The following is a 22,029-nucleotide window of genomic DNA, read 5'->3' on the forward strand; positions in this document are numbered from 1 at the left end:
ACTTAGTCAATATCGAACTCCATGCGATGTGCTGTTGCACGCATGGTTTCACTATCTATTAATTTTTCTATACAGTATAGACTTGCGTGGATGCCTGCACTTATCCCCGCTGATGTGATGATATTACCAGTATTATCACTAGCATCTACAAAACGAGTATGCGAGATCACATCGATATCAGGATAGGATGCTAAATTATCCAAATCCATCCAGTGCGTGGTTGCTGACTTACCAGTTAGCAAACCTGCCTTAGCCAACAGCAACGCTCCTGTACACACTGAAAGCGTCAGCTCTACCAAACTTGCTTGTGTGTTAATCCAATCAATTACTACCTTATTATATATTTCTGTTTTTTCGGCACCGTATCCACCGGGGACGATTAATACATCAATGTCTGGATGATTGGCAAAACTATAGTCAGGAATGACTTGCAGACCATTCCTAGCGGATATCGTTGCTTGGTTCTCGGCAATAGTGATAACTTTAAAGTGCTTATCATCACTAGAACTGGCAGCATTTTCAGCCAACGAAAACACCTCAAAAGGTCCTGCAAAATCCAATACCTCTACTTCATTGAACAGTAGTATGCCGACGGTTCGTTTTAGCGTCATATTCAATCCTAATTCAGTTGATAGCGTTAAATTAAATTAAGTTTATCTATATTACGATTATTACCTTTTTAAATTTATTTGATTAATCAGATGAGCCATCTCATCTGCCTTTGCCGTTTGCAACCTCGCTAATCCTACGACTATTCTCGCTCTATTTTCAGCGACTTTATAGTCTCAAAGCTATCTTATTCAAATTCCTTGTGTGTAAACATCATAGGCTTCAAATTGTTGTTCAAATAGTTATACAAAAGAAACTGAATACAAAGCGCCCTATTAAAGATAGCGTTGAACTGTCTTTAATAGGGCGCTTTGTATAGTTATTAACAGTGGAAAGAAAAGTAAGCTTTAAAACACGTCTTCATATTCTAAATACTGCTATAAACAATCGTAAATCAAAGTGTATTTAATGATTTAAAATCTTCGATAAGAACATCTGTGCACGGTCACTTTTCGCGCCTTCAAAAAACTCATCCTTACTACAGTTTTCTACGATATGACCTTCATCCATAAAGATAATACGATTGGCCACCTGACTGGCAAAGCCCATTTCATGCGTCACACACATCATGGTCATACCATCACGAGTCAGCTCGACCATTACGTCTAGCACTTCTTGAATCATCTCAGGATCAAGCGCAGAGGTTGGCTCATCAAACAGCATTGCGACGGGATCCATGGCCAACGCTCGTGCAATCGCAACACGCTGCTGCTGACCACCAGAGAGTTCTGCTGGATATTTCGCCGCTTGTACCGTTAGGCCAACACGGTCGAGATAGGCCATCGCTTTTTGTTTGGCCTCAGACTCTTTACGGCCCAACACTTTGATTTGTGCCACAGTCAAATTATCAATAATAGTTAAATGTGGAAACAACTCAAAATGCTGAAACACCATGCCGACACGGCTACGTAACTTGGGCAAGTTGGTCTTTGGATCACCGACAGAGATACCATTGACCATGATGTCACCTTTTTGAAAAGGCTCAAGTCCATTCACCGTCTTAATCAAGGTTGATTTACCACTACCCGATGGACCACAAACAACAACGACATCACCTTTATGTACATGCGCGGTGCAGTCAGTCAGTACTTTAAAGTCTCCATACCATTTACTGACATTAGATATCTCAATGACCATCTCATCACTAGCATGACCACTATTGGTAACCAGCCCGCCAAAGGCATTTAAGTACGTATCAGCATTGCTCATCACTGGCTCCTAACCACATTGTTTTCGATAATCATTATTTAAAAAAGGTAAATCAAACATTCAAACCAAGCTCTCAACACTCAAAAGCGCAAGCGATAGGTCTATTAAAATAGCTATACTAAAATCGCAAACGCTTTTGTAATTGTTGCACACCAATAGAAGCACTTAAGCTAATCACAAAATAGACAGCACCAGCACCTAAGATATACGGCGTGAGTAATCCCATTAGCTCACCGCGAACGTAGGCTGCGCGGAAAAAGTCGGTCAAACCAATGGCAAATACCAGTGTCGTATCTTGGAATAAAATAATACATTGCTGCAAAATCAGTGGCAGCATCTTACGAAAGGCTTGTGGCAAGATGACCAGACGCATGGTCTGCCCATAAGTCATGCCGAGCGCTTTTGCCGCATTGACCTGCCCGCTACCAATCGATTGAATACCAGCACGCACTACTTCTGAGAAATAAGCAGCCTCAAACATCATAAATGCGACCACACAAGAGGCAAACGCAGCATCGAGTTGCAGGTACTTACCCGCTACCCAAAGATAAATCATCGGTACGGCAAAATAAAACCATAGCAGTACCAATAGCAGCGGCACGGAGCGAAAGTAGTTGACGTATAGTTTAGCTGGAATCTCAAGCGCTTTGATACCTGACAAGCGCATCAATGCCAGTACAGTTCCTAAACTGATACCGCCCAAAATAGCCAAGAACAATACTTTTAAAGTGGTAAGCATGCCACCCATCAAACCAGGATAGGCTGTTGCCAATTCGGCCATATTCATTTCTGACCTCCCGCAATAAGCCCAGGCACACGCAATTTACGTTCAATCAACCCCATAATAGCGATCAAGGATAAATTGAAAACCAAATAAATAATCGTCGCGTAAGTATATATCTCGATACTATTTTGAGTATATTCGCTGATGGTTTTGGTTTGGCTAATCAGCTCCATTACCCCCACTAGCGAGGCCACAGAGGCGTTTTTGAAACAGTTGGTTAGCTCAGAGCTGAGCGGTGGTAAGATAATACGAAATGCCTGCGGTAGCAGTACTTCTTTATAGACTTGTGGAATGCTAAACCCTAACGCGTAGGCTGCGTTAATCTGTCCATCTGGTAATGACTCGATACCCGTTCGTACCTGTTCGACAATACGAGCAGCGGTAAATAAGCCAAGACCGATACTGGCTGATAGCATGGCTGAAGTATTCGGAGACAAGTCCTTATACCACCATTCTTGTATCGTCGGCGTGAGCCAGCCAGGGGCGATATAAAACCAAAAGAACAGTTGAACAAGCAGTGGAATATTACGAAAAAATGTCACATAAGCCGTACCGATTGCACGAGCGGTCTTGTTGGGCAAGGTACGCATGATACCGAAGATAGTACCGACGACCATCGCAATGGCCCATGCGATACTGCCAATCAATAGCAGCCAGCCAAGACCTGTGATCATCCAATGGATGTAGAGCTCGTTGCCAATACCAGTCTGCTCAAAGAGCACACCCCAGTTCCAGCTATAATTCATGGTTGTCTCTCCGAGCAACGATTGATAAGCCTATACGTCAAATAAAATACTGGCTATCTGAACGTATAGGCAAGCTATGTTGAGGGACAATGAGCGTTACTGCGCTGCTGCTTCTTTAGGCTGAGCGCTGTCATGCGGATTGGCAATCAAGGCCTTTAAGTTGTCTGACATCTCAAAGTTTAGATTGACGTTCTTTGGTGGGATTGGGTTCAAGAACCACTTGTCATAAATGCTATTGATTTCGCCTGAACTAAACACATTAGCAAGTGCTTCATCGACCACAGCTTTGAATTCAGGATCATCCTTGCGCATCATACAACCATAGATTTCAAACGATTGCGGTGTACCGACGATGACCCACTCATCAGGATTTTTTGCTTTGGCTTTTTCGCCCGCGAGCAATACGTCATCCATCATAAAGGCATCAGCGCGACCATTTTCTAGCATTAGGAAGCCTTCGCCATGATCTTTGGCTGAGATGATATTGGTATCCATTTTATTATCATCGTTGTACTGACGGATATAACGCTCTGAAGTCGTGCCTGCTGTCGTTACAAGAGTTTTGCCTTTTAGGTCTTCAAAATCTTGAATACCAGAGTCTTTTTTGGTCAATAGACGCGTACCAATTTCAAAGAAACCATTAGAGAATGCAACTTGCTTTTGACGTTCTTCGTTATTGGTGGTTGAACCACACTCAAAATCTACTGTGCCGTTTTGTACCAATGGGATACGAGTTTGCGAAGTGATTAGGTTATAGCGAACGTTAAGGTCTGGCATGTTTAGCTTTTGCTTAACGGCCTCAACCACTTTCATTTCCAAGTCGTGTGCATAGCCAATCGGTTGGTTAGGATCATCAGCGATATAAGAGAAAGGAATAGAGGAATCACGGTGACCGACGACAATAGTGCCAGAGTCTTTGATTTTCTGTAGCGTACCGTTGGTGGTGGTTTCTGTCGTCGCTGCATCATCTGCTGGCGCATCAGTGCTGGTCTGGCTGCTGTTATTACATCCCGCTAAACCTAATGCCATAACAGCAGCTAAAGTCAACGGTTTGGAAAATGAGTATGTCATGAAATACATCCTTTTATCGCAAGATTGAGTGAGTGCTTGGACGACATAGGTCTGATTGACCAGACTGCCCCGCATCCGTACGGTTGTTGCTGTTGTTTATCACAATGCAACTTAATGTTACTGTACAACAAATTTGCAGTAGAGGGTGAATTTTTTTTGAGAGAGTACATATTTATGAATATATTTATATTCTAACTACAAGATGCTGGCTCATAGCGGCTATCTACTCAGAACTTTGTACAAACAGCTGCTTGGTTTTTTAAGCTCGTTATTAACCTTTGCTGCTTATAATCATCAAAACAGTCTACTAAGTAAGATTGATAAATCGGCAGTAATCCCCATAAAGCAAACAACTTCTCTATACTACAAATGACTTATGACTCAAGATATCCAAGTCCCAAATACGGACAGCCAAACTACTGGCAACCATGGCAGCAACGACATTCGCCAACGTTTCTTTGTTGAAGACTCTCCCGTGCGCGGTGATGTGGTACGCCTATCACGCAGCTACGCGAGCACCATTGCACAAAAGCCCTACCCCGAAGCCATCAAACGCTTATTGGGTGAGATGCTGACGGCAGCGAGTTTGCTAATCAGTACGGTCAAAATCAATGGTCGCCTGTCTATTCAGTTGCAATCATCAGACAGTGACAGCTTACTAAACTGGGCGATGGCAGAATGCGATCAAGACGGTATCATTCGTGCGCTTGCTAGCTGGAAAGGCGAAACGGATGAGCAAGTACAAGCGTGGGACAATATGATCCATGCCAAAGAAGCATTTGCTGAACTTGGTGCGATGGGACAAGGCGTATTGTTTATCAATATTCAGCCTGATGGCGGTGAGCCATACCAAGGTATCGTTGAGCGTAGCCATGACAATCTAGCGGACTGCTTAGCGCATTATCAAAAGCAATCAGCACAGATTCCAACGTTGATTAACTTAGCATCTGACGGCTTGCAAGCCGGAGGTATCTTGGTACAAATGCTACCGCGTACTGCTGAAGAAACGTCTGAAGTTGAGCAAAACCAAGATGCGGGTATCGACGATGATTTATGGACACGCTTGTCTGTATTGACGCGCACGGTAAAAGCAGAAGAACTAACGACACTGGATGCCAACGAAATACTCTATCGCTTGTATCATGAAGAAAACATCGTGGCACCTGAGCCTGCGCCTCTATCATTTGGTTGTACTTGCTCACGCGAGAAGTGTGAAATGGCAATCGAGCAAATCGGCGAAGCAGAAGCGTTAGATATCGTCGAAGAGCAAGGCGGTACATTTGAGATGGATTGCGGATTCTGCGGTGAAGTCTATAAATTTAATAAAGATGATGTAGCAGCGATATTTGCTGAGTAAGTTTTTTTTCTTACTTACCATAAGTTAGCCTTTATAAAAAAACCCTCAAGCGTCATACTTGAGGGTTTTTGTTTTTATCATTAAATCACTACACCGCTACATCTAAACTTCTAGGATAAGAGTGTATGCGCGGACGTCCAGCATAGTCACTTCGACCATTATCAAGTAGCCATTCAACAACCTGCTCGCGCACTCGCCTACTATGAATCAAGTTCATATGATTGACGCCATAAAACACTGCTTTATGACCATCTGGCACAAACAAAGCATGTTCAGCGTCATCCTCGCCCAACGCTGAAGCCACCGATACTAAGCTGTCTCCTAGCAGATCCGTCACCTTAGAATCATAATGCGTTTCAAGCAAAGCACTGGCGACAAAGTAAGTTTTGATACCACTTGGCAACCGTGCAGGATGGCGGAAATCTTGTGGCAACACGCTACGTCCTTCTAATGCCTTCCAGTCCGCATCGCGAATACTGCCATGACGTAGATCAATGATACCGGCACTGCGCATATCCCCTAGCTTGGCCAGTGAGCCTGCAAATGGCAGTTTGGCAATGATGTCTTGCACATAATTACCGATACGCTCAAGAACTGCCCCATGATGCGGCGAACCTAGCGTGATAAGATTGCCCACGCGTTTTATCCAGTCTAGGCGATCTTGCTCACCATAAAACAGTGCACTGCGAGAGACCAAACCGCCCATACTATGTCCAACCAGATCTATCTGACTGATATTTGGGTTGTCATCGACCAGCGCTTGTAGCAATTGAGAGAACTTACGACCGCTACGTGAGATACGTCGACCCGTATTGTAATCCAAATACAGCACCGTGGTATCAGGCTGACTGATATGAATTGCCTCGCCCAAATCATTATCTGCTTGGGCTTGCCAGCTCAAATGACTCATACATAGACCATGGCACAAAATAACGATACGGCCTGATAGCACTTCATTCTGTGGTTTGCCATCTTGAGTGTATAGCATCATCGGAATGGCGAGCGCATTTTGATTATTGACAAGATGATCACCCATGACACCATTGAGTACATTGACCAGTTTTTTTAGTGAGTCTGGTAGTGGCTGCACTGACTTTTGGAGAATCAGGTTTTTGTATATGCGTAGTACAGACGCTAGGTTATTACCGACCATTTGCATGACATGACGTATCGTGCCATAGATACGTCCAGTAAATCCGCGCGACCATTTATTTAAATGTTTGTCATTGAAGCGGCCTAGCGGACGCAAGATAACTTCACGGTGGATGGCTTCTACGATTTCTGTAATCTCAACCACACCCATGGTGGCAAGCTGCGCCAATCCTTCAAAAAAATCAGCCAAAGATACAGGTGTTTTGTTGATTTCATCACTGTCATCCGAATCTGCTAGTAGCTTGACCAGTTCATCCATATCGATGGCTTCGAGTTGGTCAATTTGTTCATATAGATGACTGTGTAGCGGTACACTCGCATCTGGGACAAAATGCGCATCGAGCTCATGATGAGTACGAGTATAGCTGCTATCGTTTTGAGCGTCGCTGTCACTAACACCGTCGTTATAAAACACCTTTGGACTGCTCATAATATTTGCACATTCAGCGAGAAAAGTAATGGTCTATATTATCCTGTAACTGCAGCAAAGAGAAGTGAATGGTTTGACTTTAGAGCGGGGTGACGACTAGCAGAGCTAGATAGGTGATAGACGGTCTCTTTAACTATTAAATCAATATAATAATAAAAAATCCCAAGCCTTAACTTGGGATTCTTATGGTTATGAGTACTCTGGTTGTGTCTAATATACGCTTACAGCTTATCCATCTATGTTGTACTGTCAGCCGTATCAAATGATTCTGCCAGAATGACATCGCCATCCTCGCGAGTAATCATCACAGTCGCTGAGCGAGGAATACTACCGCCAGCGACAGCGCCCCATGTGTTGCCCGGATGTTGGATGTTGATAAACAGCGTTTTGAAATCTGGCGCCATGGTGATACCTGTTACTTCGCATCCTTCAGGACCGACAAAGAATCGTTTGATATTGTCATTGCTGGCAGATGTACCGACTCGGGTCGACTGCCCTGCCGATGTGGTCGTCATCGATCCATCACTGACCTTACCCGGTAGTGCCGCGAGCAACATACAGCTACTGGTATCGGTGTAAGCGCCGTCATCTGTCTGAATCCATAAGACACCGCGCGGGTCAAAATATAGCCCATCAGGTGAAGAAAAGTCATTATTGTCATTTAATTGAGAGAGGTTTTCTGCTGATAAATCACTTGGCGCACCAAACAGATAAATGTCCCACTCAAAGCTCGTTGCAGCATGGTCGCCGCCTGCTTCTGCCCAGCGAATAATGTGACCATTGTCATTACCAAGCGCTTTTCCGTTTGATTGATAGCTACGCGGATTGGAAGCTGAGACAGGCTGGTCGTCACGTACGCCGCGATATTTATTATTGGTCAATGTCACATAGACATCGCCCGTCATAGGACTGACCGATACCCATTCAGGTCGATCCATCTTGGTAGCACCAGCAGCATCGGCAGCTGCACGGGCAAAGACCAATACTTCATCTTGTCCATTGAATGGCAATACGCTATTAAAAGCATCCAGTCCGTTTTGACCGTGGACGAGAGCTTTCCACTCACCGCTACCATCTTCGTTAAATACCGCCACGTATAGCGTGCCTTCATTCAGATATTTGTCACCTGCTTTTAGTCCACCGCCAATATCCGAGTTTGACCACATCGCTTTGGAGACAAACTTATAAATGTACTCACCTCGGGCGTCATCACCCATATAGAACACCACTGGTTTGCCTTGCTCGACAGGAGCATACGCGCAGTTTTCATGAGCGAATCGACCCAGTGCAGTGCGTTTCTGCGGTATAGAGTTTTGGTCAAACGGGTCAATTTCAGTAATATAACCGAAAGTGTTAAAGCCGTAGCGATAATCTTCAGCAGCACTAGCACCGACTGCGGTCATATCCCAGCGTGAGAATTCGTCTGCTATCTTGGCATCCTTTGCCTCTGGGGTATGCCATAAATACTCCCAACCTGGGAAGTCCTCCACCGCACCGTAGCGCTCGCGCGCATAGTTATCACTAGCGCTCAATTGGCTGGCATCTTGTCCACGGGCAAACACACCCAAGAAGTTCTCTTCAGTAGTCAGATAAGTACCCCAAGGTGACAGACCTGCGCCGCAATTGTTATTGATACCGCGAGTCTGATAGCCTGTCGGATCAAACTTGGTCTTGACCAGAGCAGAACCTGCCACAGGGCCAGCCAATTGTGCTGTTGTACTACTGGTAATGCGGCGATTGTATTTAGAATCAGGTACCATCTCATAACCCATACCATCTGCACGGCGAGTTAACTCAACCACTGAGACGCCATGACAGTTGACTTCGCGGCGGACGTCGCTTGCGAGACGGCGGTTTTGAAAGATAGGCGCAGCATCGTTATCTTGAGTGACGTAATAGCCAAATGGGCTAAGCTCACTGCTATTGACGTATTCGTGGTTCATGACTAGCAAGCTGTTTTCTGATGCTTTAGCATCGTAAGCGTTACCGTTTTTGCCAAAGAACCACATCCCATCATGGTTGTCACCCATACGCCATTCAAACGACTCTGCTGATTGCTCGCGATTGTCTTTCCAGTCCTCGATACCAGAGTTCAGCGGTGTACCAAGCGGTAATATCATCTCTGCCTTGTAGCCTGCTGCTACGGTCATCGTATCCGCTGTTGAATGCGCGACTGCCTCAAACTTTAAGGTATCAGGACGCTTTAAATCACCTTGTGCAGGGATAGCGGCATTATCGTCATTACCAACAATACTGTTATCGTCGTCTTCACTACAACCGACCAAAGGTAATGCGCCAAAAAACGCAGCAGCCGTCAACCCTGTGCCACCTTTTAGGATACTACGGCGGTTCAATCGACGATTGATAATCGTCTGAAAGTCAGTATTATTAGTAGGATTTGAGTCTTCAACCACTTCGTGGGCAAGCGTTCGCTCATTGTTCAATAATGTCATTATCAGTCACCTTGCTATTAGGCTAGATTGGCAGAGAGTTGATCGCGGCTTTATAATTACGACCACAAAAATACGAATTCCGCTTAAGTCTACTCAACCTTTATGACAGCACGCTGAACAATAGGTGACAAACTGATGACAATCGACTGTACTGATGATTCTTGAAAAATAGAATAATTAGATAGGTAGCATTGTTTGGCAGTTAGCAAATTTAAAAAATAAATATAAAGGCTTAAAAGCAAAAACCCCAAGCAATTGCTCGGGGTTTTTAATATGTGTTTGTTATTGCAATCAAGCTTACCGCACTTGTGATACCCACTCATGAGCACCCAGTTTTAGCTTCAACTGATCGCCTGCTTGCAACACACCAACACCGCTTGGCGTACCAGTCATAATCACATCACCTGCTTGCAAGCTAAAGGCGTGACTGATATTGACCAGCAATTCATAGACAGGAAATAGCATTAAGGCACTATCGCCATCTTGCATTAATTTATCATTGATAGATAGCTGATACTGTACACTTTGCAGATTGCCAAACGCTTGTGGGTCGAGCCAATCAGCAAGCACACAGGCTCCGTCAAAACACTTAGCACGCTCCCACGGATGACCTTTTTCTTTTAGCTTGCTTTGCAAATCACGCAAGGTCAAATCCAGCCCCAATGTCACGCCACCAATCGCTTGCTGAGCTTGCTCAATCGTCGCCATAGATAAATCAGCTGATAGCTGAATACATAGCTCGGCCTCGTAGTGAGTCTCGCCAAACAGCTCTGGACTTGGGCGAACCACATCACCACGGATAGAAACCACTGAAGACGCAGGTTTCATAAATAGTATCGGCGTAGTTGGTACTTCATTGCCCAACTCTGCAGCATGTGCCGCATAGTTACGACCAACACAGACGACTTTACCAATAGAAGTACGCAATCTTTCATTATGACTGATAGCGCCCTGCTCGGCATTGACACCGGCTGCAATGGTGTTCGCTAATGACTCGTGTGGCGATTGGCTCATACTAAACTCTCCCTGTAAATGATGGCTATTTTATCAGCAGTCCATACTATATTGTCTACAGTGACTTTGACGATTTTTAGTTGCTAACTGCTAACTGCTAACTGCTAACTGCTAACTGCTAACTGCTAACTATGGAATCGTATTGGTCACCACATCTGGTGGTACATAACTGGCATGACGGTTCATACGTTTTTCAAACATTCTAAAGCTAAACAAGATAACCCACGACAGCAGTAGATAGACGATACCAGCGGCAAAGAATAACTCCATCAAGGTATAAGTACGTGCACTAATCGTACGTGCAACACCTGTGATATCCATCAATGCAATAGTCGAAGCGAGCGCACTACCTTTTAGCATAAAGATAACTTCGTTACTGTATGCTGGAATCACAATACCAAATGCGCGCGGTAGCGTAACGCGTGTTAGCTTTTGCCATTTTGACATACCAAGTGCATCAGCAGCTTCAAGCTCTCCAATCGGAATCGTCTGAATCGCACCGCGTATAATCTCAGCTAGATAAGCACTGGTATTGAGAGTAAAGGCTATGATGGCACACCAATATGCTTGGCTAAGTACTGGTTCCCATAAGAACGACTCGCGTACGGCCTCGAACTGACCCAAACCGTAATAAATCAGGAATATCTGTACTAACAGCGGCGTACCACGGAAAAAGAAGATATACAGAAATGGTAGTATCTGTACCACCCAATTCTTAGACAGTCGTAATAACGCCAAAACCAAACCAAACAGCAATCCAATCACACCTGAAAACAAGACCAGCTGTACGGTCAATACCGCGCCGCCTAGTAAATCAGGGATATGGTCAAAAATGACCTGCCAATTCCAATCCATAGTAACTCTCCTCTACCCTATGGTCGATTGACTGTGAGTGGATTGACGGCTTATCTTTTTGGCATAGCGTGCCGCAGGATTGGCGCGCCACTCAAGCCACATCATAAAGCCAGTAATCAACATGGTCAGACCCAAATAAATAATCGCTGCTGCCATATAAAAGGTAAACGGCTGCTGTGTAGACTGTGCCGCACGCGATGACTGATACATGATGTCCTTGAGACCCACGACCGATACCAATGCGGTATCTTTGAGCAGTACCAGAAACAAATTACCCAAACCTGGTAAAGCAATCTGCCACACTTGCGGCAAAGTGATGCGATAAAAGGTCTGAAAAGGACGCATACCAATTGCTTGCGCAGCCTCTCGCTGCCCTACTGGAATCTCTTGAATGGACATGCGAAAAATCTCAGTCGCATACGCACCAAAAGCAATAGACAGTGCCATGACACCACCCCAAAAAGCGCTAATCTCGACATAGTCGTTATAGCCGAACTTTTTGAGGATGCTCATCAATAAGATAGAGCCGCCATAATAAATAAAGAGCACCAATAGCAGCTCAGGAATACCGCGCATTGTCGCAGTATAGACAGTCGCAAGTTTACGCAGCAACCAGATATTGGACATCTTTGCGGTTGCACCGAGCAAGCCTAGAGCCAGACCAATGATTAAACTGGTCACAGCTAGCTGTATGGTGACGGTAGCGCCGCTCAATAAAAGCGCGCCAAATCCTTGTAAGTCAAACACGATTATCCACTCAGTCTCTTTATATTAGCAATTTGCAAAATATGAGTTAAAAGAATCAGCATCAATAGCTGAACGCGGCGAAACACCGTATTTTATACCAAATCAATAGGGATGGTCGGCGTCAAAAAATGACGTCAGAAGAATACGATTAACGCTGCGATAATTGACACAGTAGAAATGAGCGCTGATTTTATCATATTCACTCGCCGTGATGTTAATACTGACGCGTAAAAGCTGTGCCTAAACCGTACTTAAACAGACACTTGCCTCTAGAGACATAAAATCAGCCGACTAAATTTGAGTAAAATTGATAGGCGGCTATTATGTATATTCGTTGCTATAACGACAAACAAAAAAGGACATCACCATGATGGCGATATCCTTTTATTGATCAAAACAATATTTTTTGACTGCTATCTTTGACTACTGTTAGCTATTAACTAGTGCTTTCTGTCGTTGGTTGCTCGCTAATGTCTGCACCTATGCCTGTATTTGCGTCTTCATCAACTGTGCTCGTTACAGATGCTGGTACCGCAAAATACTTTTGATTGATTTTATCGTAAGTACCATTAGCTTTTATATTAGCAAGAGACTGATTGATCTTTGCTTGTAGCGGATCGCCTGGGCGTACTGCTATTGCAAAGTTATCATTAATATCGATCTCATCACCTTTTAGCGCATATTTGCTACCAGCATTTGAGCTCAGCCATTCTATAGCAGGCAGCTTATCAGAAATCATCGCATCGACACGGTTTGAACCGAGATCCAAAAACGCATTGCTCAACGTATCATAAAGCTTCATATCGGCTTTTGGATACGTGTCTTCTAGCCACTGAGATGAAATGGTTGAACGCTGTGCAGCAATAGAATGCGAGTCAATATCGCTTTTGTTACTAGGGTCAAAGCTGCTGTCTTTTTTGGCCAAAAAAACCAAGGCATTGCTAAAGTACGGATCGGTAAAGCTCACTTGCTGCGAACGCTCTGGAGTAACGGACATCGCGGCTACGATTGCATCGTATTTACCCGCTTTTAGACCAGGGATAATACCGTCCCAGTCCTGCGCCACAATTTCACAAGTAACCTGCATATCCACACAGAGTGCATTTGCTATCTCAACATCAAAACCACCCAGTGTCCCATCGGCATTGGTATAGTTAAAAGGTGCATAGGCCCCTTCTGTACCGATGCGTAATACATCACCTGTAGAGGCTGCCGTTGCTTCGGTAGCCTCTGGATTGGTATCAGCTGTACTCTCCTGGCTATTGCTACAGCCAGCAACGGTAAAGGCCGTCGCTAGCGCAAGCAGTGACATAGACAAACGACTGGCTATATTAATATTAGATTTGCCAGTCGTGGTACAGATTGGGGCACAATGGTTGCTCATGATCATCCTTGGTTTTTTCTTGAGTAAACAACACGTCTTCAAACAACAGCAGTCAAACTGCTAGATATCGTATTAGTTAGCTGGCGCTTCTTCTTCAGCGACCATTACTTCTTCGACACTATCAGTTGTTGCCACCGCTTTTTGTGCTGCAGCCGTTGAGCTAGTACCAAAATAGCTACCCGTGATTTGATCATAGGTACCGTTGTCTTTTAGCTCAGCCAATGCTGCATTGAACTTAGCAACTAACGGATCGCCTTTACGGAAAGCAATACCCATTGCATCATCATTGGTGCTGATTTCTTCACCTTTGACTTCGTAGCCTTTGCCTGCGTCTGTTTTTAACCAGTCAATACCCGTTACTTTATCAGACATCATACCGCGCACACGGCCTGAGGTTAGATCTAGATAAGCATTGTCTTGCGTATCGTATAGTTTGATATCAGCATCTGCATGCTCGTCTTGTAGGTATTGCGAGGCAACAGTTGAGCGCTGTGAGGCAATTGGTAGACCTGTTAGCGATTCTACGCTTAAGTCATCACCTTTTTTACCGATCAAGATGATACCGCTATGGAAGTAAGGGTCACTGAAATCAACCACTTCTTTACGCTCAGGCGTGATAGACATACCTGCGATAGCTGCATCAAACTTCTGTGCGTTAAGCCCTGGAATCAAACCATCCCAATCTTGAGAGATGACTTCACACTCAGCTTTCATTTGCGCACATAGTGCGTCAACCAGCTCAATCTCGTAACCAATCAGCTTGCCATCTGCATCGGTATAACTAAAAGGCTTGTAGCTTGATTCTGTCGCGATTTTGATATTTAAAGGCGCTTCAGTAGCGGTATCAGCTTCAGCATTTTCTGCTGGTGCTGAGCTATTGTTACAACCTGCCAGCATTAGCATTGCTGCGCTAAGTGGTGCTAGCCACAATGCTTTTTTGCTCATTGATGATGTCATTGAAATTGTCATAAGTTTTATCCCTTAATATATTTACCAGCTGTATCGTCAATCACTGCTTGCTGATTTATGCTTATAAACACCGTTTATTTGAAACATGCCCAGTTTTAAGCATTACTTGCATCAAACGTTAATTGTTTAAAGCATAAATCCCCAGTGAGTCATTATTGACCAAAGTTCATCTGCTCAAGACGTGCAAGCTCACCGTTACTACGGATTTCGCTCAATGCTTTGTCAAAGTCAGCTTTGAGTGAGTCACCTTTACGTACAGCAATGGCAATATTGTCATCGTTATCAATTTCATCACCAACGATACCGAAGCCCGCTGCGTTTTCTGCTAACCATGATTTGGCAGAAACTTTTTCAGCCAATACCGCATCGCTACGACCAGATTTTAGATCTAGATAGGCATTGTCATAGTTGTCATACAACTGAACGGTGTTGCCTTCTTTGCCTTCGTAGTTATCCTGTAGATAAGCACCTGGCGTAGTAGAACGTTGACCACCAAGCGTTGCATCTTTAATCGTCATAGGATCAAAACTACCATCCGTATTGGTTAGCCATACCATCGTATTGGCAAAGTACGGCTCGCTGAAATCAACTTTTTCTTGACGCTCAGCGGTGATAGACATACCTGCAATCACAGCATCATATTTTTGTGCCAATAAACCAGGGATAATACCGTCCCAATCCTGTGCAACGATTTCACACTTGGCTTGCATTTGATCACACAAGGCGTTGGCAACATCGATATCAAAACCTGCCAAGCTACCGTCGGCGTTGGTGTAGTTGAATGGAGGGTAAGCGCCTTCGGTGGCGATACGAATGGTTTTACCAGTGGTTTCTGCTGCAGGGGCGTCAGCGTTGGTATCGGTAGTTTCATCGGCAGGTTGGCTACAAGCGCTCAACATCAATGCAGCAGTAACGGTCATCGATGACCACAATAGGCGAGAATTCGACATCATACGTTCCTTAAATTCTGATGGGTTTTACATAAGTTTTTGACAGGATTTTCTGACTTAGGGTTCTGATATTTTGTTCTCTGACGTCCCTGCCAGACAAGCAATATAGATAGCAGAATAGCAGACAGCCACGAGACGTGACGGCCTATAAACCTTTTGATAATACCTTAGTAAAATATCAAAAACAAACGTTTTGCATACTCATAGTTATCATTGGGCAATAAACAGTCAACAATGGTTACGTTACAGTGATGTTACATTTGGCAGGACGAATGGTGGCAAGAGCGTTGCCACCATCTGTATTGGACATGATATTAGACATGGTACTAGGCAAAAAACTAATAACTAAGTAGGACGATGTGATGCCATAAAGTCTTTGACGCGCTCAGAGGTAGGGTTATCAAAGACTTGCTCAGGTGTGCCAATTTCTTCAACCACACCTTGATGTAAAAAGACGACTTTGCTTGATACTTCACGGGCAAAGCGCATTTCGTGAGTAACGATAAGCATCGTACGTCCCTCTTCTGCTAGCTCGCGCATTACTGCAAGCACTTCGTTGACCAGTTCAGGATCTAGCGCAGAGGTTGGTTCGTCAAATAATAGAACTTGTGGCTGCATAGCAAGCGCACGGGCAATAGCGACACGCTGACGCTGACCACCAGATAAGTTGGCTGGATAAGCATCTTTTTTGTCGAGCAGGCCTACTTTATCGAGCAGCTTTTCTGCATCGCTAATCGCTTGGTCTTTTTTAATCTTTAAGACCTGCGTTGGCCCTTCGATGATGTTTTGTAGAATTGTCTTATGCGGCCATAGGTTGAAGTTCTGAAAGACAAATCCTACACGAGCGCGCAAGCTTTCTAGCTGCTTCACGTCTGCTGCTTGTAGCTCACCTGATTTGGCAGGTTTTAGCATCAGCTCTTCATTACCGATCAAGATACGACCATGATTTGGGTTTTCTAGAAGATTAATACAACGCAGCAACGTCGACTTACCTGAGCCAGATGAGCCCAAAATAGAGATAACATCGCCATCATAGGCAGTCAGGGATACCCCTTTCAATACCTCTAATGAGCCGTAGCTTTTATGGATGTCTTGTAAGTCTAGGGCGATAGGCCGAGTCGGGTTTTTTGCAGTATCAAGCATGGTTCAGCAGACTTCCAATAAATATGAGTGAAAACACGAATAAAATAAGAGCTATATCTATATATAGTACAAGCATCTAGATGCATTATCGTAATATGCCTGATGAGGCAAAGAGAAAAATGCCATATTGTCTCTTATTACGCAGTAAAAAGGCAAATATTGTATTTAACCAACGGGTTAATCAGTTTTTAGCAAAACACGAATACAAAAAAGCCCAGACTGCATTTATCGCTCTGGGCTTTATTTTATCACTTTAGAATACGAGACGTTGTGTTATCTGATAACTGCCTATTTATAGTATGTGCTTAGTACATTTAATATGGCGCTAGTGCATTCTATAGCATGCGATTAGTACGTCGATACATGCTCTGAGTCTTCAGTACCATCCATCATATCTGCATCTTCTGCTGTCGCCACTGCCACATCATCGTTATTGGTAACGTCCATACCCTCATCATTGGCACTAGCAACGGCAACATCGTCATTGTCGCTCGCTGTTGCACTTTCTTCTACAGAGGTTTGAGCGTCTACAGTAGTATCAGCTTCAGTCTCCATTGGTGTATCGTCTTTTTTACTACAAGCGCCTAATGCCAGAGCACCTGCTACCAAGCCAACCGTTAACCAATTTTTATAAGTTGTATTTTTCGTAGCCATGTTCGTTCTCCATCACTCATTATAATAAGATTAAGTACTATCTACTGATAGCCTTGCTGTTTTAATGCTTACTATACTGAGGATATCTCGCAGCTACCTTAGTATTTACAGCGCAATTCTGTTAAAAACACGTAAAGATATAGTGTAGTACTGATAACGCGGTTATTCTAAATAAACACCGCTTAGCATGAACAATATTACTTTGAATAAGCCCTTACAAGAGCGCTGTAAAGTGGATTCTGTTCACAAAATCATCTTTACTATCGTCCCAATCTGCTCTATGTTAAATAGCATAATGACCTACCGCTACCTAAGTAGGCATTCAAAACTTCTTTTTTTGCGACATTTTTCGCCTTTTTAGGTACTTTTACCTATGTAAAATTGGGCGCTTTTAGTTATAAAAAACCTGTATCACATAAGGAAAATAATTTATGAGTCAATCGAATACTACGGATATTACGACCTATATGCAGTCTGTCGGCGAGCAAGCAAGGGCCGCTTCTCGCGCACTGGCTGCTGCCAACACTGGCGATAAAAACTCAGCACTCTTGGCCATTCATGATGAGCTGGTCAATGCCAAACAAGACATCTTGGCAGCCAATAAAATCGATATGGACAACGGTCAAAAAAACAATCTTGATAGCGCACTCCTCGATCGCTTGGAGCTGAACGAGGCACGATTTAACGGTATGCTACAAGGTCTTAAAGATGTCGCTGGCCTTCCTGACCCAATCGGTGAAGTTACTGACATGACCTATCAGCCATCAGGTATTCATTTAGGAAAAATGCGAGTACCACTTGGCGTAGTCGGTATGATTTATGAGTCGCGTCCTAACGTAACATTGGAGGCTGCCTCACTGGCGCTCAAATCAGGCAATGCCATTATTTTACGCGGTGGTTCTGAAGCCTTTGAGTCTAACCAAGCCATTGCCAAATGCATCATCAAAGGTCTTAGCCATACTGATCTATCAGAACATAGCGTGCAAGTGCTACAGACGACCGATCGTGCAGCCGTTGGTGAGCTGATCACCATGACTGAATATGTCGATGTCATCGTGCCACGTGGCGGTAAAGGTCTGATTGCGCGTATCAGTAACGATGCAAAAGTACCTGTAATTAAGCATTTAGATGGTAATTGCCATACCTTTATCGATAGTGATGCGGATCCTGAGATTGCGATCAAAGTCAGTGTCAATGCCAAAACACATCGCTACGGCACTTGTAATACGATGGAGACGCTACTGGTCGATGAAACAGTCGCAGATGAGCTATTGCCTAAAATAGCAGAGGCCATCGTCGCTGCTGATAACGCAATGCAACTACGCCTTGATGACAAATCACAAGCTATTCTAAATGAGAGTGCTAAGCTTGAAGGTCATCTATCAGCTGCCACTTCTGAGGATTGGGATACTGAATATTTAGCTCCTATCCTAGCGGTAAAAGTGGTCTCAGGTATTGACGAAGCGATTGAACATATCAATACGCACGGCAGCCATCATACCGATGTCATCATCACTGATAACTATACCAAGTCGCAGCGCTTCATCCGTGAAGTGGACTCGGCCAGCGTTATGATTAACGCTTCTAGCCGTTTTGCTGATGGTTTCGAATACGGTCTCGGTGCTGAGATTGGTATCTCAACGGACAAAATCCATGCGCGTGGTCCTGTCGGTCTTGAAGGTCTGACTTCACAAAAATGGATCGTTTATGGGCATGGCGAAACCCGTGCTTAATCATACCAGCATTCACTATCAAAACGAGTAATCAAAAACGTCAGCAATTATGCTGGCGTTTCTTCGTTTGAATCATAAGTATTTTAGTTAAGGCATTTAAATTATAGGGAGCGGTACGACCATGCAAAGTGGCAAGATTAAGCACTGGAATGAAGATAAAGGCTACGGCTTTATCGATGTAGATAATCAAAGTGAAGATGTGTTCTTTCATATTAGCAAAGCAAGACTGGCGAAGCCTATAACGGTTGGTCAAAGTGTCTACTTTAACAGTGCCCGTAACGACAAAAACCAATTGAGAGCCACTGAAGTGACCTCGTCTTCATTGAGCCTTGACCAAGATACTGCATCAGATATTCCAAGCTATACCCCTACTAATGCTAATAGAAATAGCAATCAACGCACTCGTAACTCAAATCGTAGCAGTCACAATAGCAAGCCCAATAAAAGAAGCTTAGGCTCTACGCTATTTAGCCTTATCGCTATAATCGCCGTCGCTTTCTATTTTTTTGGCGATTTAAATTCGACATTGTTTGCTGATAGCATCGAGTCGACAACGGTATCGCAGGACGTAAATAATAATACAAGCCAAGTCGCCCGTGCTGGTATAACAGGTGATGCACAGGTCGATAATACGATTGCGCTTATTCAGCAAGGCGGCCCGTTTCCTTATCCAAATAGAGATGGTACGACCTTTTATAACCGTGAAGGCAGACTACCCGTCCAGTCACAAGGCTACTACCGCGAATATACCGTGCCCACCCCTGGTGTCTCTCATCGCGGCGCACGGCGTATCGTCACAGGTGGTAACCCACCTACCGTCTATTACTTGACTGTCGACCATTATGATAGCTTTCAAAGACTACAGGTGCCTTAATATGAAACGAGCTGATATGAAACAAGCCGATATGAATCGAGACAGTATGAACCAAGTAATCCACTACGTTAATCAAAGCCATGTTAATCAAGACCACATTAACCAAAACGGTACAGCACTGGGTACTAGCATTCCTGCGCAGGCTGTTACTATAGCCGTCGGTGACACGCTCGAGAAAACTGAGTTATTGGCGAGTTTGGCCAAGGCCTGTGACTTTCCTAGTTATTTTTCACACAACTGGGACAGTGCATGGGATTGTCTAACAGACAGTGAGGCAGTTCATTTAAGGCTTGATTTAACAGACGTCAAAAGGATAAATACTGAGGACTTCAATGTCTTTAAAAGCATCATTGAGGATGCCTTTAGAGAATTTGGCAAACCACAATTGTGGATAATTGTGCCATCTGAGGATTAAGCTTATACGTTAGAAAATTAGTCGTTAAAAGCCTATGTATTGCAAGCTTGACCGCCGATAGTCACCGATAATTATTCGTCATCATAGAAACCTGAATTCGAGATAAAGCCATATTTATCCCGAATTCAGGTTAATTTATTTTATAGAAAGGATTAACCTATGGAGATTACCTTAAACGGTTATTACACCCTGATATTGGCCACCTTAGTGCTGCTACTTGGGCGGTTTTTGGTGCGGAGAGTCAAGTTTTTAGAGGACTTTAATATTCCAGAACCGGTTGCTGGTGGTTTGGTCGCGGCGATTGTTGTCTATGCTCTCAATATGGTTTGGGGATATAGTTTCAACTTTCATCAGGGATTACAGACCGCCACCATGTTGATGTTCTTTGCCTCCATCGGTCTGAGCGCTGATTTTAGTAGGCTAAAAGCAGGCGGCACACCATTATTGATTTTTACTATCGTTGTTTCAGTGTTTATTGTATTGCAGGACGTCGTTGGTGTGGCCATGGCAAGTGCATTGGGACTTGATCCTTTGCTCGGTCTAGTGACAGGTTCTATCGCTCTAACGGGTGGTCATGGTACAGCAGGCGCTTGGGGAATCACGCTAGAACAAGACTACGGTGTGGTCGGTGCGACTACATTGGGTATCGCGGTTGCTACTTATGGTTTGGTCGCGGGTGGTATTGTTGGCGGTCCTGTTGCCCGTCGCTTGATTAATCGACTTGGCCTAAAACCAACGCCAGCCAACCCTGATCCTAGCGATATCGAAAAAGTTGCTGGTGCACAGTCGTTATATAGCACCAAACACGATGAGGAGTCTGCAGGTAGTAATAAAGATATCTTTGAAAGACCTGATAGCATGCGCTTTATCACGGCGTCCTCTACTATCGAAACCTTGGCGCTGTTCGCAGGTGCTTTGGCTTTTGCCGATGTAATGGCCATCGTTGCTGAAGGTACATGGTTTGAGTTGCCGACGTTCGTATGGGCACTGGCAGGCGGCGTCATCATTCGCAATGTGCTGACGATGGTCTTCAACTTTGATATGTTTGACCGCTCGATTGATGTACTTGGTAATGCGTCTTTAAGTCTATTTTTAGCGATGGCATTGTTGTCTTTAAAACTTTGGCAATTGACCGACTTGGCAGGCCCTGTACTAATTATATTGGTTGTACAGACCATCATTATGATTATCTATGTTTACCTCATTACCTTTAAAATTATGGGTAAAGACTACGACGCAGCTGTATTATCAGCGGGGCATTGTGGTTTTGGTATGGGTGCAACACCGACTGCAATTGCAAATATGCAGGCAGTCACTGATCGCTATCTGCCTTCACCTAAAGCATTCTTGATTGTGCCAATGGTAGGTGCGTTCTTTGTTGATATCGTCAATGCCACGATATTGCAGATATTTACGAAGCTGCCGTTTATGTAGGCTGATGCTGGTACAGATCAAATCTTAATAGCTATCTAACAAATAC

20 protein-coding genes are annotated in these 22,029 nt (G+C 44.1%); 5 read left to right on the forward strand and 15 right to left on the reverse strand.

The window, feature by feature from the left end:
- Positions 1–2: 2 nt before the first annotated feature.
- From ACIGBM_RS01345 to ACIGBM_RS01365, 5 genes are all read right to left on the reverse strand, one after another.
- On the reverse strand, positions 3–611 hold the full coding sequence (locus ACIGBM_RS01345; RefSeq protein ID WP_397476512.1) for a DJ-1/PfpI family protein: 609 nt from the start codon (positions 609–611) through the stop codon (positions 3–5).
- A gap of 403 nt (positions 612–1,014) precedes the next feature.
- Positions 1,015–1,746, reverse strand: coding sequence for an amino acid ABC transporter ATP-binding protein (locus ACIGBM_RS01350; RefSeq protein WP_397476772.1), 732 nt, complete (start codon positions 1,744–1,746; stop codon positions 1,015–1,017).
- Positions 1,747–1,936: 190 nt separating this feature from the next.
- A complete protein-coding gene (locus ACIGBM_RS01355) occupies positions 1,937–2,605 on the reverse strand; it encodes an ABC transporter permease subunit (protein WP_296209595.1) in 669 nt (222 codons plus the stop codon).
- On the reverse strand, positions 2,602–3,348 hold the full coding sequence (locus ACIGBM_RS01360; RefSeq protein WP_057758328.1) for an amino acid ABC transporter permease: 747 nt from the start codon (positions 3,346–3,348) through the stop codon (positions 2,602–2,604). The genes ACIGBM_RS01355 and ACIGBM_RS01360 overlap by 4 nt, the downstream gene beginning before the upstream one ends.
- Before the next feature lie 96 nt (positions 3,349–3,444).
- Positions 3,445–4,419, reverse strand: coding sequence for a glutamate/aspartate ABC transporter substrate-binding protein (locus tag ACIGBM_RS01365; protein WP_180958124.1), 975 nt, complete (start codon positions 4,417–4,419; stop codon positions 3,445–3,447).
- A gap of 376 nt (positions 4,420–4,795) precedes the next feature.
- Here ACIGBM_RS01365 and ACIGBM_RS01370 point away from each other — a divergent pair, with 376 nt between their 5' ends.
- Entirely contained in the window at positions 4,796–5,776 is a 981-nt protein-coding gene (locus tag ACIGBM_RS01370) for an Hsp33 family molecular chaperone HslO (RefSeq protein ID WP_347162464.1), read from the forward strand.
- An 88-nt stretch (positions 5,777–5,864) separates the two neighbouring features.
- Here the strand turns inward: ACIGBM_RS01370 and ACIGBM_RS01375 are convergent, their stop codons facing one another.
- The 10 genes from ACIGBM_RS01375 to ACIGBM_RS01420 form a co-directional block, all read right to left on the reverse strand.
- Positions 5,865–7,358, reverse strand: coding sequence for an alpha/beta fold hydrolase (locus tag ACIGBM_RS01375; protein ID WP_397476513.1), 1,494 nt, complete (start codon positions 7,356–7,358; stop codon positions 5,865–5,867).
- A gap of 236 nt (positions 7,359–7,594) precedes the next feature.
- The gene (locus ACIGBM_RS01380; RefSeq protein WP_397476514.1) at positions 7,595–9,811 is read right to left on the reverse strand and encodes a PhoX family protein; all 2,217 of its coding nucleotides are present in this window, start codon (positions 9,809–9,811) and stop codon (positions 7,595–7,597) included.
- 297 nt (positions 9,812–10,108) lie between these two features.
- Positions 10,109–10,738 (reverse strand): fumarylacetoacetate hydrolase family protein, encoded by a 630-nt coding sequence (locus ACIGBM_RS01385; RefSeq protein WP_397476773.1) that lies wholly within the window; start codon positions 10,736–10,738, stop codon positions 10,109–10,111.
- Positions 10,739–10,954: 216 nt separating this feature from the next.
- A complete protein-coding gene (locus ACIGBM_RS01390) occupies positions 10,955–11,680 on the reverse strand; it encodes an ABC transporter permease (protein WP_101205569.1) in 726 nt (241 codons plus the stop codon).
- A 12-nt stretch (positions 11,681–11,692) separates the two neighbouring features.
- A complete protein-coding gene (locus ACIGBM_RS01395) occupies positions 11,693–12,427 on the reverse strand; it encodes an ABC transporter permease (protein WP_057758316.1) in 735 nt (244 codons plus the stop codon).
- A gap of 436 nt (positions 12,428–12,863) precedes the next feature.
- Positions 12,864–13,811 carry an ABC transporter substrate-binding protein gene (locus ACIGBM_RS01400; RefSeq protein ID WP_394124465.1) on the reverse strand — a complete coding sequence of 316 codons (948 nt, stop codon included), beginning with the start codon at positions 13,809–13,811 and terminating at the stop codon, positions 12,864–12,866.
- A 72-nt stretch (positions 13,812–13,883) separates the two neighbouring features.
- The gene (locus ACIGBM_RS01405) at positions 13,884–14,780 is read right to left on the reverse strand and encodes a transporter substrate-binding domain-containing protein (protein WP_101205565.1); all 897 of its coding nucleotides are present in this window, start codon (positions 14,778–14,780) and stop codon (positions 13,884–13,886) included.
- 152 nt (positions 14,781–14,932) lie between these two features.
- Positions 14,933–15,733 (reverse strand): transporter substrate-binding domain-containing protein, encoded by an 801-nt coding sequence (locus tag ACIGBM_RS01410; protein WP_238069235.1) that lies wholly within the window; start codon positions 15,731–15,733, stop codon positions 14,933–14,935.
- Positions 15,734–16,075: 342 nt separating this feature from the next.
- Positions 16,076–16,873, reverse strand: coding sequence for an ABC transporter ATP-binding protein (locus ACIGBM_RS01415; protein ID WP_057758311.1), 798 nt, complete (start codon positions 16,871–16,873; stop codon positions 16,076–16,078).
- 348 nt (positions 16,874–17,221) lie between these two features.
- Entirely contained in the window at positions 17,222–17,527 is a 306-nt protein-coding gene (locus ACIGBM_RS01420) for a hypothetical protein (RefSeq protein WP_397476515.1), read from the reverse strand.
- Between the two features lie 431 nt (positions 17,528–17,958).
- Here ACIGBM_RS01420 and ACIGBM_RS01425 point away from each other — a divergent pair, with 431 nt between their 5' ends.
- The 4 genes from ACIGBM_RS01425 to gltS all read left to right on the forward strand — a co-directional run bounded on the left by ACIGBM_RS01425 (position 17,959) and on the right by gltS (position 21,983).
- The gene (locus ACIGBM_RS01425; RefSeq protein ID WP_397476516.1) at positions 17,959–19,260 is read left to right on the forward strand and encodes a glutamate-5-semialdehyde dehydrogenase; all 1,302 of its coding nucleotides are present in this window, start codon (positions 17,959–17,961) and stop codon (positions 19,258–19,260) included.
- Between the two features lie 121 nt (positions 19,261–19,381).
- A complete protein-coding gene (locus ACIGBM_RS01430; protein WP_397476517.1) occupies positions 19,382–20,134 on the forward strand; it encodes a ribonuclease domain-containing protein in 753 nt (250 codons plus the stop codon).
- A gap of 1 nt (position 20,135) precedes the next feature.
- Positions 20,136–20,549 carry a barstar family protein gene (locus tag ACIGBM_RS01435; protein ID WP_397476518.1) on the forward strand — a complete coding sequence of 138 codons (414 nt, stop codon included), beginning with the start codon at positions 20,136–20,138 and terminating at the stop codon, positions 20,547–20,549.
- Positions 20,550–20,708: 159 nt separating this feature from the next.
- Positions 20,709–21,983 carry a sodium/glutamate symporter gene (gene gltS / locus ACIGBM_RS01440; protein ID WP_102078318.1) on the forward strand — a complete coding sequence of 425 codons (1,275 nt, stop codon included), beginning with the start codon at positions 20,709–20,711 and terminating at the stop codon, positions 21,981–21,983.
- Positions 21,984–22,029 lie beyond the last annotated feature (46 nt).

It is taken from the genome of Psychrobacter sp. NPDC077938 (assembly GCF_044542635.1).
GTDB lineage: Bacteria > Pseudomonadota > Gammaproteobacteria > Pseudomonadales > Moraxellaceae > Psychrobacter.